14 protein-coding genes are annotated in these 17,431 nt (G+C 35.6%); 7 read left to right on the top strand and 7 right to left on the bottom strand.

Annotation, left to right across the window (positions count from 1 at the left end):
* Window positions 1-111: 111 nt before the first annotated feature.
* From H7A25_17455 to H7A25_17430, 6 genes are all read left to right on the top strand, one after another.
* Window positions 112-1,278, top strand: coding sequence for a hypothetical protein (locus H7A25_17455; protein ID MCP5501693.1), 1,167 nt, complete (start codon window positions 112-114; stop codon window positions 1,276-1,278).
* A 306-nt stretch (window positions 1,279-1,584) separates the two neighbouring features.
* A complete protein-coding gene (locus tag H7A25_17450; GenBank protein ID MCP5501692.1) occupies window positions 1,585-2,985 on the top strand; it encodes an LruC domain-containing protein in 1,401 nt (466 codons plus the stop codon).
* Between the two features lie 128 nt (window positions 2,986-3,113).
* Complete coding sequence (gene yhdJ / locus H7A25_17445; GenBank protein MCP5501691.1) at window positions 3,114-3,974, top strand: adenine-specific DNA-methyltransferase; 861 nt, start codon at window positions 3,114-3,116, stop codon at window positions 3,972-3,974.
* A complete protein-coding gene (locus H7A25_17440) occupies window positions 3,971-5,068 on the top strand; it encodes a restriction endonuclease (GenBank protein ID MCP5501690.1) in 1,098 nt (365 codons plus the stop codon). Before yhdJ ends, H7A25_17440 begins: the two co-directional genes overlap by 4 nt.
* 21 nt (window positions 5,069-5,089) lie before the next feature.
* Window positions 5,090-6,091: a sensor histidine kinase gene (locus H7A25_17435; protein ID MCP5501689.1), complete on the top strand. Its 1,002-nt coding sequence runs from the start codon at window positions 5,090-5,092 to the stop codon at window positions 6,089-6,091.
* On the top strand, window positions 6,091-6,744 hold the full coding sequence (locus H7A25_17430; protein MCP5501688.1) for a response regulator transcription factor: 654 nt from the start codon (window positions 6,091-6,093) through the stop codon (window positions 6,742-6,744). The genes H7A25_17435 and H7A25_17430 overlap by 1 nt, the downstream gene beginning before the upstream one ends.
* Here H7A25_17430 and H7A25_17425 read toward each other — a convergent pair whose 3' ends face one another.
* The 7 genes from H7A25_17425 to H7A25_17395 form a co-directional block, all read right to left on the bottom strand.
* Entirely contained in the window at window positions 6,745-7,902 is a 1,158-nt protein-coding gene (locus H7A25_17425; GenBank protein ID MCP5501687.1) for a DUF1554 domain-containing protein, read from the bottom strand. It lies immediately after the preceding gene.
* A 43-nt stretch (window positions 7,903-7,945) separates the two neighbouring features.
* On the bottom strand, window positions 7,946-8,803 hold the full coding sequence (locus H7A25_17420) for a hypothetical protein (protein ID MCP5501686.1): 858 nt from the start codon (window positions 8,801-8,803) through the stop codon (window positions 7,946-7,948).
* 25 nt (window positions 8,804-8,828) lie between these two features.
* Entirely contained in the window at window positions 8,829-10,802 is a 1,974-nt protein-coding gene (locus H7A25_17415; GenBank protein MCP5501685.1) for a FecR domain-containing protein, read from the bottom strand.
* A gap of 1 nt (window position 10,803) precedes the next feature.
* Window positions 10,804-13,182, bottom strand: a complete 2,379-nt coding sequence (locus H7A25_17410; GenBank protein ID MCP5501684.1) for a HAMP domain-containing protein — start codon at window positions 13,180-13,182, stop codon at window positions 10,804-10,806.
* Between the two features lie 297 nt (window positions 13,183-13,479).
* Window positions 13,480-14,370, bottom strand: coding sequence for a hypothetical protein (locus H7A25_17405; GenBank protein ID MCP5501683.1), 891 nt, complete (start codon window positions 14,368-14,370; stop codon window positions 13,480-13,482).
* Window positions 14,371-14,377: 7 nt separating this feature from the next.
* Complete coding sequence (gene lepA / locus H7A25_17400; GenBank protein MCP5501682.1) at window positions 14,378-16,180, bottom strand: elongation factor 4; 1,803 nt, start codon at window positions 16,178-16,180, stop codon at window positions 14,378-14,380.
* A gap of 85 nt (window positions 16,181-16,265) precedes the next feature.
* Complete coding sequence (locus H7A25_17395; GenBank protein MCP5501681.1) at window positions 16,266-16,646, bottom strand: DUF190 domain-containing protein; 381 nt, start codon at window positions 16,644-16,646, stop codon at window positions 16,266-16,268.
* 177 nt (window positions 16,647-16,823) lie between these two features.
* On the opposite strand from H7A25_17395, the gene H7A25_17390 reads away from it, so the two are divergent.
* Window positions 16,824-17,396, top strand: coding sequence for a peptidylprolyl isomerase (locus H7A25_17390; protein ID MCP5501680.1), 573 nt, complete (start codon window positions 16,824-16,826; stop codon window positions 17,394-17,396).
* Window positions 17,397-17,431: the final 35 nt, after the last annotated feature.

Here is a 17,431-nt window from a genome sequence, read left to right as displayed (position 1 = left end):
CTCCTTTTTATGATTAATTAGAAAGCATAAATTGAGAAAGGTTCCTTTTTTTTAAAAAAAAGTTTCGCATTTTTACCCCTACAGTCCCATATGAAATTCTTGAGATAAAAAATGTTACTACACATAAAAAAACGAACCCTGATATACTTCCTTTTGTTCTCCTTTTCTTCCCTATTTGCAGATACAATTCAACTAAAAAATGGGACCCTTCTCACTGATATAAAAACAGAACTCAGCGGTATCTGCCTTCATACACAGAATTCTTTAAAAGAATCAAATACCTATCCCCTGAAAGAACTGGAATTTATCCAACCGGAACCTCTGGATAGACATAGTCTGGATGATGACGATATCCGGGCTGCTTCCTATTTTCTATCCAACTCCGGGTTCCAATTAGAAAACCCCAAAGAAAAGCCCATTCTGGCGATTTTACAACCGAATGGACTGAAGGATAAGGAGGCTCAGGATTTAACAAATACGCTCACCGGCTCGATTCAAGAAATCGGAGTTTTCCAGTCCAATGACAATGAAAAACTAAATAGGGAACTAAAAGCCAGTAATTGCAAAGAAAAGGACTGCTTGAAAATCTTAAAAGCCCTGCAAATTGATTTTATCATGATCTATGAAGTTGAGAAATTAAAAGAGGGATACGTCATTAACACCCACTTTTATAAAAATAGAGAAGAAGAACGACTTTTTTCCGAATCTGCCTTTATCCCTTTCGCCGGGAGTGAAGCAAAGAAGACCTACTCTCTAAAAGTTAGCGGTAAGGTCTTGAAACACTGGAAAAAACTCAAATTAAAACCCGAAGAAAAAGCAAAAACACAGGTTAATTACCTTTTACGTTCTGCCCTGCTGCCCGGTTGGGGTCAGTATTCCAAGGGAGAAACCTGGAAATCTGTCCTTTTCTTTACCGGAACTCTATACCTTGCCTATACCCTATATAATAATTCAGAAAACTATAATACAGCTAAAAATAATTATAATTCTCAGAGTTTTTTACCGGCTTTAGGGGGGAATGCAGTCGCGAAATCTGCTCTTTTTCTTTATACAGCAAATCTGAAAGATATTGCTAATCACCATGCAGATTCTGGAAATCAAAATCTCATGCTTCTTTTAGGAATTTATGCTTTAAACCTCTTTGATGCCCACTACTCTCCTGTTCCCAGGCTACCGGGTGAAAAAGAAGGTATTTGTATACAATACCTTCCCCAAAAGCCCAGTTTTAATTTTCAAGCAGAAAGCCATCTCGGAATTTCCTATAGCTTTAAATTTTAGTATAATTCCAGTAAAACTTAAATACAGGTTGTATATAATAATAAAACGTTTCGTATCATTACTATAATATGATCTGTATCATTACTATAATATGATCTGTATATCGCTTATATATTTTCTATCTTACAGCATCCTGACTTTTTCAGAAAGCATCCCCTTTTCTATAAATAGTAATGAAAAACAGCATAAATAGTATAATTTGAGGACTAATATAGTCCATTTGGGTTATTGCAAAAATGCAAAATCATGTGCTATACTTTGTTAAAATATATAGAATGACAGAGAACCTTGAGGAGGGGTTAAGCCATGAAAACATTTCTAAAAACAACTGCTTTGCTTTTTCTCCTTTTTCTTCTTCCTCTTAATTGTAAGACACAAGAAGATCCGGGGCTTCTCTGGTTACTGAACCTTGGAAATGACGAAATTACATTATCAAATACAGCCACCGGAGAAACAGATAGCAATTCAACAGGAACTGAAGAAGTAAGTGGATCGGATGGTACAGGTAACAGTACCTATATAACAGATACAGCTGCCAGTACTTCAGAAAATGATTCGTTTATTCGAGATGTTTATTCTATCGAAATAAATGATGTAGTTGGAACAACTGATTTCATTTTCGACACTACAAAAACGATTGAATTGAGTGTTACCGTTTTGGACACTGTAGCTACGTTAGAAGGCACAGCTGTACGGATTATTGAAAAAACAGACCCTTATAATAATCGTGTTATATTTCAGGCAGTTACCAATGAAAATGGTTCCGTAAAAGGAAACTTTACTATCAATACAACTACTGATGTTGTTTATCTGGAAGTCCATGTAAACGGACAGGTGATTGTAAGCGAAATTAAAGTTTCGGAAGTAAATTCGGTAGATAGAAAAGTATTGGTACTGGTTCAATCTACTTCGAAAGAAATTGTGGATAGAGATGGAGACGGTATCGAAGATTCCAAAGATGATTTCCCCGATGATCCAACAAGAGCTACTCTCATTAAATATCCTTCTGATGGAACCTATTATACAGTTGCTTTCGAAGATCTTTTTCCCAAGCAGGGAGATGCAGATTTCAATGACTATGTAGTAAGAGTCCGTTATGAGGAAGAATTAAATGCTTCCGGTAAGCTGGTTAACCTGAAAGGCTTCTATCAACATGTTGCCAAAGGAGCCGGATATAACCACACATTTAATTTCAGAATTCCTTTAGAAGCAGGGGATGCCAGTTTTACCCTGAATCGCTTAAACTCTCAATCAGAACTTTTAGAAAGTATTGGTGGAGACTTAAGCCAAAAAAGAGATATAGAAATACTGGGTAATAGTAAGAATACCATCAGTCAATCCAATACTTCCAAGGGACAGGTATTCAAACCCGGAAATAAAGCCGAATTGTCTATACACTTTACAAATCCTGTAGATAAGACTATTTTTAAATCCATTCCCTTTGATATCTTCCTTTATGTAATCAATACAAAATACGAAATCCACTTCGCAGGACGCTACCTGGATGAAAATAACAAAGATAAATACCTTGATCCGGTCGGATTTCCCTGGGCAGCCATTATCCCCGGTGATTTTGCCTGGCCCTATGAATGTCAAAATATACACAATGCATATGAAAAGTTCTATAATTGGTACAGTTCATCCGGAGCTAATGATACAGATTGGTATAAGTTCCCTGATGAAAAATATGTTTTTCCCGTTCAGTAATCGTTTCAGGATTTCCAATCCCATTTTTGCAGGGCAAACAGCCCTGCTATTTTTTTATTTCCCTTTTTTTAAATAAAGTAACTTTTAGGTAGTTGCACATATATAAGGGGTAGTTTACTATGTCCGGTATGGAAATGTTTGAAAAAAAAGATCATAAAATCTTTAAAGGTGATGTAATCGAAGCCTTATCAAAACACGTTCCCGATAACTCTATTGATCTTATTTTTGCAGATCCTCCGTATAATATCGGTAAAAATTTTAATGGAAGAAAAGACAAGTGGGCTTCCGATGAGGATTATCTAAATTGGTCCTATAAATGGTTAGATCTTTGTATTTCCAAATTAAAAGAAAATGGCTCCATTTATGTAATGACATCTACACAATTTATGCCATTTTTTGATTTATATTTAAGAGATAGACTTACCATTCTTTCCAGAATCATTTGGAGATATGATAGTTCCGGTGTTCAAGCTAAAAAGTATTTTGGTTCTATGTATGAACCTATTTTATTTTGTGTAAAAGACAAAAAAAATTATACATTTAATTCCGAAGATATATTAGTTGAAGCTAAAACTGGTGCAAAAAGAAAGTTAATTGATTATAGAAAAAAAGTTCCAACAATTTACAATGCGGAAAAAGTACCCGGTAATGTCTGGGATTTTCCACGAGTCCGTTATAGAATGGAAGAATACGAGAATCATCCAACTCAAAAACCTATAGCCCTATTAGAAAGAATCATAAAAGCCAGTTCAAAGGAAGGAGATGTTGTTATGGATCCTTTCTCTGGAACCTTTACGACTTCGTACGTTTCAAGTATTTTAAATAGAAAAAGTATAGGTATTGAAATAGATACGGATTACGTAAAAATTGGTTTAAGGCGACTTAACATTTTAGAACATTATAATGGAGAAAAATTAGAACGACAGAAAAAATCTTTTGAAATAAAAAATATAAATAATTCCGAACGAAGCCTTTTTAATTTAACATGAATGATTTTACGAATAAAATCAAAGAAATTTTACAAAACAGTTTTGGCAAGGAAGCTGATGTTATTTTTGAACTTAACGATCTTCTAAAATATGTAAATATTAAAACCCGCTCTGCAAATAGTGGCTCTAAATCCAGGGGAAGTTTCGCAAATCTCTACGCCATTTACGTTTTATTAGAAGATTATAAAAATAAAAACTTTCTTCAGAATCAAAAATATTCTACATATGAAGGAGCTATTTTTTCAGAGTTATTACAGCGGCAAAGAGAACTTCCATTTGGCGCAAAGTTACAAAATCACGCACTAAATCATAGACTAAATGAAGAGTTTAAAAAATATTTTCCTACAAATGCATTTATTCCTATAATCAGAAATGTAGAGTCTAATCGATATTGGATTAATGAAAACCTTATAAAGGTAAAAATAAAAAATAAAAAATATAATTTATGCTCTGTTATTATAGAAATAATAGATGAATACATTAAAACTAAAAAAGACTCCTTTGAAAAATTTATTAGAGATTGTGAAAATTTAAAATTAGCGATTGAATCGGATGATGAAGATGTTAAAAACTTTATTATCTCTCTACTCGCACCTAATGTAGACGCAAGATTATTTGAAATAATTAGCTATTCCATATTAAAATATTATTATTTTAATCAAGAAATCTATTGGGGATTTGAAATAGAGAAAATTCAAAAAGACAATTTAAAGCTTTATAAAACAGGCAGAACAAATGCCAATGATGGTGGAATAGACTTTGTAATGAAGCCTCTTGGTAGATTTTTTCAAGTAACAGAAACATTAGATACAACAAAATATTTTCTCGATATAGATAAGATCGAGCGCTATCCAGTTACTTTTGTTATTAAATCAACAGAGGCTCCAAACTACTTATTAAACAAAATTGAATCAACTGCAAAGAAGAAATATCCTATAGATACCTTAGTCCACACTTACATGTCATGTATAGAAGAAGTAATAAATATTCCAATCCTCATTCAAAGATTCAGAGAATCTATTAAAATGGGATTTTTAAAAAATATTTTAGACGAAATAATTTTGCAATCAAAAGTGGAATTTAACCTCCCTTAAAAAGATTACTATGGATAAGAAATGAACCTTTATCAGAAAGATCTTCCGGATTCAGAATACTTCGAAGAATTGCTATCGAGCATTTCTCCACTGGTTACCCTTGATGAACACAACCGAATTCTTTATGTAAACGAACCTTTCATTGATCAATTCCCCTACTGCAAAACCCATAAGGTAGAAGGTTCCCGTTTTTTTGATGTAGTACGTTTAAATCGAGCAGAAAAAGAAAAATTTTTGCGCAACGTGCAGATGTCCAGAACGGAAAGGGTTCAAAACTGTGAGTTTAAAACCGGTACTAAGATTTTCGGTTATACCATGTTTTTGTTCTCCGGCAATACCGGGATTATCTTAAAAGATATTACAGAAACAAAAAAGCTTCAAAAAAAAGTCAGCAACCTGCATTCAAGGCTTTTAGAACTACAGGAAAAAGAAAGGCAGAGACTGGCAAGAGAACTTCACGATGGAGTCGGTCAGATTGTCCTTGCAGCTAAACTAAATTTTATTTCCTATCAAAATGATCCCATTAAGTTTAAAGATAGATTTCAAACAGGCATGTCTTTAATCGATAGAGCAAGCCAGGAGCTAAGAGAAATCTATAAGGACTTATACCCTTCTACGCTTTCAGAATTAGGCCTGGAAACTGCTATCCGTTCTTTTGTTAGGGATTTTCTTGAACTTAAAAATACAAATGCAAGTCTTAACATTCACCTTTCAGAAAAACTTCCTATGATAATTGAAGTAAACCTGTTCCGCATTATACAGGAAGTTATAACGAATATTGTAAAACATGCAAATGCCACTAAAGTAGTTTTAAACCTCAATCATAAGAAGAATATTATACACCTCATGATTAAGGACGACGGAATTGGTTTTGATGAAAGTAAAGCTCGATTAAAAAAAGATAGTTTTGGCTTAGAAAATATCCGCCGAAGAATTGATGATCTGGATGGAAACCTCGTTATTAATTCGGTGCCGGGAAAAGGCACAGCCTATGAAATTCAAATTCCACTGGAGAAAGAATAATGGAAGCAATTAGTATTTATCTCGCTGATGACCACGCGATACTACGTGAAGGTTTAAAATTAATTCTCGCGGCCAATCCGGCCTGCAAGGTCATAGGAGAATGTGGAGATGGAGCTACCGCCTTCGAAGAAATCGAACGCTTAAAACCTGTGATTGTAATCTTAGACATTTCCATGCCTGAAATGAACGGGGTTGAAGTAGCCCGCAAAGTAAAAAAATACCACGAAGATATAAGAATCATCATTCTATCCAGGCATGATAACCGAGAATATGTGGAACAACTAATGAAATACGGAGTTAATGGTTATGTCCTGAAGGACGATGCAGGTAACGATCTGCTACGAGCTGTAGAAGCTGTTATGAAAAATGAAATCTACCTCAGTCCGAGAATTGCCAAACAACTCGTCAGCGGTATTAAAGGAACAGCAGGTTCAAAACCCATACAGGACGCTTTTGCTGTGCTTACCAACCGGGAAAGAGAAATCTTAAAACTCATAGCAGAAGGTAAGTCTTACGTAGAAATTGGAGAAAAACTCTGGATTTCTCCAAGAACCGTTAAGGTACACCGGGCCAATATTATGAAAAAGTTAGACATTCATAAAGCAACAGACCTGGTTAAATATGCTATCAAATGCGGAATCATTGAAACCTGATCATTGTTGCACACAGAGGATATATTTGGATGTATTGCAGGCTTCTCCGAAGGCATTTCCATCATTAATACTAGTCAGGTTTATTACATTAGACTTACCGGTAATCCCTGAAAAAAAGGCAGTACCATCTTTCCATGTATCACAATAGGTTGCAATATCGGTTTTCCAATCGGAGTTTAAACCTGTCCACCAGAGCTTTCCGGCTGTGCTATCAAAGGCAGTATCTAAACTTGTAAAAAGGCCTTTACTATCGCTCAGGAATAATTGTACGGGAACTCCTCCATTGTCTTTCACGTAATAGGTGTTAGCCTGTAAAATCCAATCTATATGTTCGGCAACCCCTCCTCCACAATTTGGCGTAGTGCAGGCTACCCGATTGGTATCATCGACCAGTAAAGCCTTATAGTCAGTTCCGAGTCCGGGAAGACTGGCAAAGTTAGCATTCTTTTCATTCGAGCAAATATTATCCGCACCGGCTATTCCATTTGCAAAGGTTCCTTTTAAGTTTCCGTTATAAGTTCCGGAGCTTACAAAGATATATTTACCGGAGCCTATAGCACTTAAGTTTATTATATACGTTCCTTCATCCGCATCATTATTACTGATACTCAAACTTGCCGTTCTCTGCCCTATGCCCTGCGGAACAAATTGCAGAGTGAATGTAGTTGTAGAAGAAGCGGTTATATTGCTAACTCCGGGCTGAGTCAGGATGAAGTCTCCGGGATTTGCACCACTCAAACTAAGTGCAGCACTTAAAGTTAAATCGGCCATTCCGGTATTCGATATAGTAAATGTAATACTTGCAGAAGTACTTCCTCTGAGGATAGTACCAAAGCTATAATTTGAACCGGAAGCATAAGATACAGAAGAAATGAGTACATCGATTTCCGGATTGCTTGTTGTTCCCGTTCCGGTACCTGTTGTTGTTCCGGTACCTGTACCTGAACCGGTTGTAGTTCCGGAACCTGTCCCGGTACCCGTTGCTATACCGGTTCCGGTAGAACTTCCTGTAGCAGTTCCCGTACCAACTCCTGTTGAAGTATTAATTAATTCTTCGTTACCGGAAAGTAAAGATAATAGGGGTACTCCTTTCTTGAAAGATTGAGAACAAGAAAGAAACATAAAGCTTATTAGCATATATGTAACATACCGTTTCATACTTTAAGTCTATCATAAAATATAAAAGAATCAAGTCCTGTTTTTAAAAGGAGTAAGAAAAGCGTATAGAATATAATACATTCGGCTTAGATGTCTCTAATGTTTTTATAGTATCTAAACCTACATCTGCATGAATATAATATACATCTAATAGATGAAAGCCATAACCCAGTACAGCAGCTAAACCTAAGAATCTTTGATTTCTTTGATAGACACTGTGTTTTTCTTGATCTCTTGCTCTTGCCTGCCAGAGGTAAAGACTTAAAGCTGAATTATTATAGGAGTAAAAGCTTATATTGTTCGGATCATTGAGATACTGCTGGGCCAGCGCATTACCCTTTCGGTATTCAGAATAAGCAGCAAGACTGATAGCTGAAAAGAAAATCGGATAAAACATGGACTGCAAGGTATCTCCTCTCCTGTATTGAGGAAGTCCGGGTATTAGTTTTTGCCACTGAAAACCTGAGTTTTTCGTTTTAGTTTCAGGTAACTTGATTTCCTTTTTTTCTTCTATTGTTTCTTTCTTTTTTTCTTCAGCTTTCTTAAGTTCTTGTTTTGCTTTCTCTTCTTCCTCTTTTCTCTTTGTTTCTTTTCTTGTTTTATCCTTATCCACCAAAAAGGAGTTCCAGGAGGTATAAGAAGATGGCTTTCCAAATTTATTTAAAGAAGCAATCCTAAATTTGTATTTCCCGCCGGGTATTTTAAATTCATAATAATGCGTCTTTAACTTCTGTTTTAAAAACTCGGTTTGAGATTTCTCATCCTGTATTTCTATATAATAACCCTTACTCCCCTTTACTTCCTGCCACTCTATATAATACGTATATAACTTCCCTTCCTGTGGAAACAGGGGACTCAACATTAATAAGGCTGTTATAATACCACAAGCCAGCAATTTCATAAGAATATCCTTATGTACTCGACACTTACTGACTTTTCTTTCCTGAATTTACACCGGAAGGAGCTTCAGGTTGTTCATTTAAGCTTATTTTAAATATACTTTCAGAACTTTGCTCTTCATTTTCAAAAACAGCGCTTAACTCAAAAAGAAACTCACCTACATCGAGTATACTTAAATCAGTAATATTTACAGTATTAGACTTAATTTCTTTTTGAAATATAACTTTCTTTCCACCTTTTAATTGATATAGTTTGACCTTATAGAGTTTGACTTCTTTATCCATTGTCCAGCGTAAAGGTAAGGTTTCCATATTATTCATGTCTACCGTGCTTTTATGTTTTGGATAAATTATCAGTGGTTTTTGGTTCTTCCTTATTTCTTTTTTAACAACTTCTACTTCTTTAGAAGCAGCGGGAAAGGGTTCCCGGACTGGAAATTGAGTATTTGTGTTAGATGTAGGAAATACTTCTTTATTTGCTTTGAGCGATAAATTCTTTAATCTTTTCTTATAAGAGATTTTTCTACTTTCATTTTTCTCTTCTTGCCATTTTTCTTTTTCTGTAAATACAGAAAACTGAGTGCTGGCTTCCGGTGCTTCCTGGGTTTGAAGCTTTACTTTCCAGTAATAGACTCCTTCTTCCAATTTTCCCTGGTATTTTATGTAATTAGTTTTTATATTTTCTTCTTTAAATATAAGAGAATTAAACGAAGCATCAGAAGAAAGATAGAAATTATAATGCCCGGTATTACCGGGTGTTTTCCAGATAAATTGCAAACCTTTCTTTATCTTTTCCTGTTGAATGAAAGCATTTTGAGCGGGAGAAAGCAGGATAGGTTTATAAGGTTTTTGTTGAATTACTTGAAAATTTTGTATTCCACTTTTTGTTTCTATTTCTTTAAAGTTTCCATAGCTATTTAAACGCCAAAAATATTCTCCTTCAGATAAAAAAATGCGAATAGAATCACGCTCTAATTTCACTTTCTTTTCGATAATATCAAAATTTATATTCTTAGATATTTCTAAAATATGATATGTATAAAGTTTTGAAGGTAACCAGTGAAAATATACCGAAGCTTTATCCTCAAAAAAGAAGAACTTTTCCTTGTTCTTTGGAGAAAGAAGCTCAACTACAGGTTTTTGAATTAACCTGAGTTTGTGAACCATACTTCCCTGTCCGCCATCCTTATAGATTACTTTCCAATAGTAGATTCCTTCAGTCAAACTCACTCGAAAACTTGTATTCTTACTTATTTCTTTATGAATTATCTTAGAAAAATCCCTATCTTCCGATAGAATAAAAACACATTCCTGATCGGCATTTCCGGCATTCCAGGAAAAAGAAACTTCTTGTGAGTTATTATCATAGAAAAATCTGGCATTATCAAAAGGAATCTTTAGCTCAATCGAATGTTCAAGTTTGCTAATTTGCTTATTTCGAATTTCATAAGTTTCTCCCTTTTGAACCGTACCTTTTTGACCGTCTATAAAAAACTCAAGGATTCCCTGCAAAGCATGAAAGATAGTTCGTTCTTCGTTATGATGGATTCTGAACTCTCCTTCCTGTAAATTTCCAAGATAATCTCCCGTGCGCACAGAAAGCTTTTCTACCCGATTCTTTCCCGTATTCTTAATATAAAAGGAACCCTGTTTTAAATCAAAAATAACCCTATCATCTTCCACAATGATGAGAAACATACTATTCGGATCTAATTCAATTTTAGTAGTTTTATCTTTTATACGAATAATGGCTTCTGATTTCTTATCTGTTCGAATCGAGTCATAATTATAGGCCGGAAAGTTTTGCTCTACATCATTCCAGATCATACTGTTGGACAGTTTTCTCTGGGCGACTCTATACTTAAAACTTATCTCTCCAACAACTTTTCCTTGCCTTCTATCGCCCGGCCTACTTTCAAGATACAAAAAGTAAAAAGCAATTCCTAAAATTAGCAAACAGATACTCAGAACAATGCTATCAGTTTTATTCCAGGTTTTCATGTTAAACCCCCGTATCAGGAATTCCGAGAAGCTTCCTTAATTCTTGAAGGTTAGCAGGTGCACTCATATCCTCTTTAAACCCAAGAACAGCATAAGTGGCCTGTAGTTTAGATTTTCCCCTAATTTTTATTGGATCCATCTCTACAAAGTGAAAATAGTCTTTTACCTGTTCATAGGCATTCTCGGAAATCAAAATATCGGTTCCGAACTCCTTGTTTAAGTATTCGATCCTTGAAGCAAGATTTACCGTGTCTCCAATAACCGTATATTCTAATTTCTTTTCAGAACCAATTTGTCCGGCAATTAAGGGACCCGTATTAATACCACAACCGAAGCGTAAGTAAGGTCTTCTGCTGGCTTCTGACTTCTTATTAAAGTCAATCAGGGCTTTTCTCATCATAAGAGAGGCCGTTACTGCATTCAAAGTGTCGTTCTTATCGGAATATAAAGCTCCCCAGTGAGCCATAATTGCATCCCCGATAAATTTATCTACGATTCCTTTTGTATGATATACACACTCCACCATTTCGGTAAAATACTCATTCAAATATTGCACCACCTCTTCCGGCTTTAAGCCTTCTGACATCGCTGTGAAGCCGCGCAGGTCAGAAAATAAGACGGCACAAATCTTCTTTGTTCCACCCAATCGTATTTCTCCATGTAAAGCCTGCTCTGCAATTTCCTTATTCACAAACTTACCGAAGGTATTTTTAATTTTTTCTCTTTCGGCGAGACCCTTTGCCATCTTAGAAAAAGCATGGGTGAGAACTCCAATTTCATCCCTGGAACTGGGTTGTATAGAAACCTGAAAGTTTTCTTTCTCAATTTCTTCTGTTGCATCTACCAGGCGTATAATAGGAATCGTAATGGTTTTAGCAAAGAAGTAGATAATCAAGAAGGATAGGGTTAAGACAATGATAGTAATAATGAAGTTCTGTCTTTGTATTTTATAAACGGCTTCAAAGACCTTATCCGATCTTATACTGGAAATAACTCCGAGTTGAGAAAATTTTAATATATAAAAGGAACCGAGGTATTCTACACCGGAATAAGTGTATTTTTGAGAACCATTATTCGCTCCGCTCTGCATCATATTCTGAACAATAGGCTTATCCTGTTTATTTGCTGCTGCTAAGACTTCTGCTGCATTAGAATGGGCGAGAATATTTCCTTCAGGACTTAAAAGAGATAATTCAAACATCTCAGTTTTTAAAGAAGAACGAAAAATATCAGTAATTTCTTTAGAATCAATTAATAAAAGAACTATATTGTTCCTGTAAGGCATAAATAAAGCCAGTATGGGACTTTCCAAAAGTGGTGAAACATTCACCAGGACTTTTTCTCCCTGTAAGGCCCTTTCGATCATACCGGAATTTTCCTTGTATATCATGGCTTCATTCTTCTTGATTCTTTCCAGGTCCTGTTTTATGATTAAATTACTATAAAATACCTGTCTTTTTTCTAATCCAATAGCAGGATTCCAGATAGACAAATAGATATAGTTGGGATAGCGTTGATAGAACCTTGCAACCAGTTTTTCTGATTCTTTCGTTCGAAAATTCACATCTGCCAATAAAGAGATTAAAGCTTCCGTTCTATCGAGAGTATTATGCAAACCTGTTTCTACCTGTAAACCGGTTAACCTGGCAAGACTTAAGTTATATTCCTGTATTAGAATTTCACTATTATTCTTGAATAAAAAAGTAGCGAGAATGATTATGATGAGAAGACTCGTCGATAAAATTGCAGAAATAATAGATAATAGTTTTACCCGAATTGATAGCTTTGAGGGTTTAAAAGTCTGTATTTTTTCAGAAATAGGATTTTCATCAACAATATGGGTTCTGTCGCTGAGTTGCTTTACATCTATAAGTTCTTCTTTTAGTATTTCAGAAGAAGGTTTCGTATCCGGTTTTAAATAGTAAATGTATTCATTCACCAATTTTTCTTCTTCAACACTTCCATAATTTCCCCTTACCAATTGCAGGCACTGCAAAGCATTTAATTCCCTATCCTTTCTCGAAGCTAAGAGAGAAGCGAAAAAACTACACATATCTTTCTCAATCAAAGAAGGATACCAGATAAGACAGTTTCCATTCTCCAATATATTTAAAAAATATTTTTTAAACCCGGCATAATATCTAAATTTTTTCTGAAGAATAAAGCTACTCGATACAAATTTATAGCGAATTTGCATCCTTTCTAATTCTTTTATGAGAAGTTGTATGTTTTGATTGTAGCTTACATTCTTTTTTCCTTCAGGGTAAAAAAGAATCACCTGCTGGATAAAACTATCCTGAATATGGGAAATAGAAGCCCGTAGCTTGTTTCCATCCAGACCCTTATCGATATGAGAAAAGGGAAGAGTCTCATGAAACAAGAAAAACCTCTTCGGCGGAGCGAAATCAGAGCCTGCAATGTTAAGAAAGGGTAAAAGCTTCATATAAGACTAATTTCTATACCCTTATTTTTGATTTATGGCAAGTATATTTTTAGTTTTTAGCTAAAAATTCCGTAAATTATCCCTATAAATAAGACTTCCTAAAAAAGTCTCTTTGTTGTATTGTTTCAAAGAAGAGGGAGAAGCTTATAGAATTTCCGCAGGTTCTCTCTTAACCCCACACTTAAGTGTGGGGTTAAGAGAGATATCTCTGTGGTTTCGGAGTCTTCTAATAGCTTACAATAAGGAGATGTGGTTAAGAAATCCACCCTGATGTAAATAATATACTTTCCTGATGTTTTTGCTTATCTGCTTTCTATATTCCAGCAAACTATATATGGTTTTTGCAGAGTAAATAGGTTCCAAAGGAAACTTATACCGGGTATACGTTTCTTTAATAAAATCTTTTAGTTTCCGATTTACATTGGCATAGCCGGGAGAAATACTGGCCGGTATCAAGCTTAGTCTTTCGATTACTTTATCTTGTAATTCAAACTTTTCACAAATCGTTAACAGGTATTCTTTCATCTTATCTACCGGGTAACCGATTGATACTCCCAAAATTTCCGGTTGGTTTTGAAAGGGATACATCAAACAGGACAGGGCAGTAAGACCGGAACCCACATCTAAAACGATAAGACTTCCCTCTTCTATTTCACTGTCCATTTCTGACCATATACTTTTTAGACCTTCCAGACTACCTTCATGCATTCCAAATTCGTCTAAAATGAAATTTTCTCCGACATGAGAATCCCTGATTTTTAATAGCTCAAACGGTGTTTGACAGGGATAATATTGGCTCGCATATTTTCTAACAAGAAGACTATTTGGTGTTATCAAACCGGAGTCCCTACTATAAGAAGCCAAATAGGTTTTAAATCCGGAAAGGTAGAATAAATAAGTAAAAGTGGCGAGGTAATTGGAATGCGGGTTTCCGTATAAGAAAACCGTATGTATATTTTCCTGTTTGAGTCTTTTTCTTAAACCTTCAAACTTTCTCATTTTGCTTCCAAAAGAAGCAAAGGAATAGTCGTCTCTTTTTACAGAAAGCTTAAAACCTTCTGAAAGAGTAAACTCTTCTATTGGTGTATTATATACCGAAGAGATTACTTTTTCATAGAAGTTCAAGATAGTGTTAATCAGCTTTTAGAACGGCTAAAAAAGCTTCCTGGGGAATTTCAACAGAACCAAATTGTTTCATTCTTTTCTTTCCCTCTTTTTGCTTCTCTAAAAGTTTTTTCTTACGGGTAATATCACCACCATAACACTTGGCGGTCACATTTTTCCGAATGGCAGAAATATTCTCACGGGCAATAATTTTACCACCAATCGCAGCCTGTATAGGAATAACAAATTGATGACGGGGAATAAGGTCTTTTAGTTTTTCTATGATAGAACGTCCTCTCTGCTCTGCCTTGGTTCTATGCACGATAATAGAAAGTGCATCTACCGGTTCAGAATTAACCAGTATATCAAGTTTCACCAGTTTAGATTGTCTGTATCCTATAGGTTCATAGTCGAGCGAAGCATAACCCTGTGTATAAGACTTTAGTTTATCGAAAAATTCAAATATTAGCTCAGCGAGGGGAATCTCATAGGTCAACTGCACCTTGTCTTCATCCAGATATACTGTTTCTCCCTGGAATCCACGTTTTTCTACAACCAGAGACATGATATTGCCTACATATCGAACCGGGGAAATAATCGTAGCTTTTACAAATGGTTCTTCGGTAACTTCTAAAGTAAAAGGATCGGGAAATTTAGAAGGGTTATCAATTTCATAAACTTCACCGGTTTTAGCAGTGAGACGGTATTTCACGGAAGGTGCTGTGGTTAATAGATCCAGATTAAATTCTCTCTCCAATCGTTCCTGCACTATCTCCATGTGAAGAAGACCTAAATATCCCACACGAAAACCAAATCCGAGAGCCGTAGAGTTCTCCTTTTCAAAAACGAGGGCGGCATCATTCAGTTTTAATTTCTCAATCGCTTCGGCCAGTTCATCGAATTGCTCTCCATAAATAGGAAAGAGACCGGAGAAAACCATGGGCTTCACATCCTTAAAACCTTTTACCGGCTCGGAGGTTTTCTTACTATAAGCAGTTATAGTATCTCCCGTTCTGGCATCGGATACTTTTTTAATGCCGGCTACAACATAGCCCACATCTCCGGCGCAGAGTTCCGGTGTTGTCGTTAAAACAATACGGTTAATCCCGGTTTCCGTAACAATAAAATCTTTATCATTACTCATAAAGATGATTCTATCACCTTTTTTAATTTTCCCGTCGAAAATTCGAACCTTTGTCACCACCCCCATATAATTATCAAAAAATGAATCATACACCAGGGCTTTCAAGGGAGCTTCCGTATTACCTTTGGGTGGAGGAATGTGCTGTACAATAGCTTCTAAAACTTCCATCACATTTTCTCCGGTTTTAGCAGAAATCGGTATAGCTTCTTCCGGATCCAGACCGAGGGTATCTTCTATCAGTTTTTTGGCTTTGGGAACATCCGCACTGGGCAGATCAATTTTATTAATAACAGGAATGATTTTCAAATCTAATTCCATTGCCAGATAGAGATTCGCAAGAGTCTGGGCTTCTACCCCCTGGCTCGCATCTACAATCAGCAAGACTCCCTCACAGGCTTTCAGGGAGCGGGAAACTTCGTAGTTAAAGTCTACGTGCCCCGGAGTATCAATCAGATTGAAAAGATAGGTTTCCCCATCTCTGGATTTAAATTCAAAAGAGGCATTATTAGCTTTGATGGTAATACCTCTTTCCCTTTCAATATCCATCGAATCAAGAATCTGATTTTTCTTGGTTCGGTCATTCGTTACCAGAGCAATCTCTAAAATCCTATCAGCAAGTGTGGATTTTCCATGATCGATATGAGCAATGATTGAAAAATTTCGGATTCTTGTAAGCCTGTCTTTCATATTCTCCCGTTCTCTGACTGAAATTAGAAATAAGCTCAGTCAAGAAACAGTAAATTTACACTGGGGCTATTCTTCAATGCAATTTTTATATTGAGTCAGCGATTTCCCTATCTTCAGGAGTCACCCGAGAGCGCGTGTAACGTATAAATTCGACTTCTTTAATCGTCGCGATTCCATCTCCCATATAAGAATCCAAAATATGAACAATTTCTTCAATTTTTTCATCCGATTCTATTACAGTTATGATTACAGTAGAGCTTTTTGTCATTAAGACGGACATGATATCATCACCATATTTTACAATCATGTCACTTCCATAACCGGAATTTGACCTCAATATCGTACAACCGGTAACTCCAATTTCTATAAATTTATCGATTAAAGCCTTATATAGGAGTTGATCTCCCATCTTTTCCGTACCGTTTATGTAGATTTTAATTTCCTTTTTTCTATCACGAACCTTCATGAGAATACCTTTTTTTAGATTATAGCATAACTAGCTTACTCAGATTTATTCGGTTGACAATATAAAATTTTATAAAATATCCTCTTGAAATAGAGAAAAAGCCTCTTTTAAAGGAGAACCCCTATGATTAAAAAGCAGTTAATTCTTTCTGTATTCGTCCTGATTTTTCTATTAGGAATGAATTGTAAAAAAGAAAATAACAATATCAACTTGGAGACTAAAGTGCCAGAACAGAATAAATCGGAAAATACCGTGAATAATGATAAAGAAGTAGCGGTGATCGAAACCAAACATGGTAAAATTGTAATACGTTTTTTTACAGAACTTGCTCCCAAGCACGTAGAAAGCTTTAAAAGCCTGGCCAAAAAAGGTTTTTATGATGGTACAACCTTTCACCGTGTTATTCCCGGTTTTATGATTCAGGGTGGAGATCCCGTAACCAAAGAACAACCAGATAATCGTGCTATGCATGGTACCGGAGGTCCGGGTTATCAGGTTCCCGCTGAATTTTCTAAAACCAGCCATAAAAGAGGAATCCTTTCCGCTGCACGGGCAGCCGACCCTAACAGTGCTGGCTCCCAGTTTTTCATCTGTGTAAAAGATTCTCCCTTCTTAGACGGTCAATACACTGTTTACGGAGAAGTAATAGAAGGCATGGATGTTGCTGATAAAATTGTAAATGAAAAAAGAGATGGAAGAGATAACCCGATGGATAGAGTCGAGATGAAAGTTAAGATTGAAGAACGTTAAAAACATCAAAAGAAAAGCAGGCTATCTTTTAGCCT

The organism is Leptospiraceae bacterium, assembly GCA_024233835.1.
Lineage (GTDB): Bacteria > Spirochaetota > Leptospiria > Leptospirales > Leptospiraceae > JACKPC01.
The sequence above is the reverse complement of the archived record's forward strand: the minus strand, read 5'-3'. Positions and strand labels throughout refer to the sequence as shown.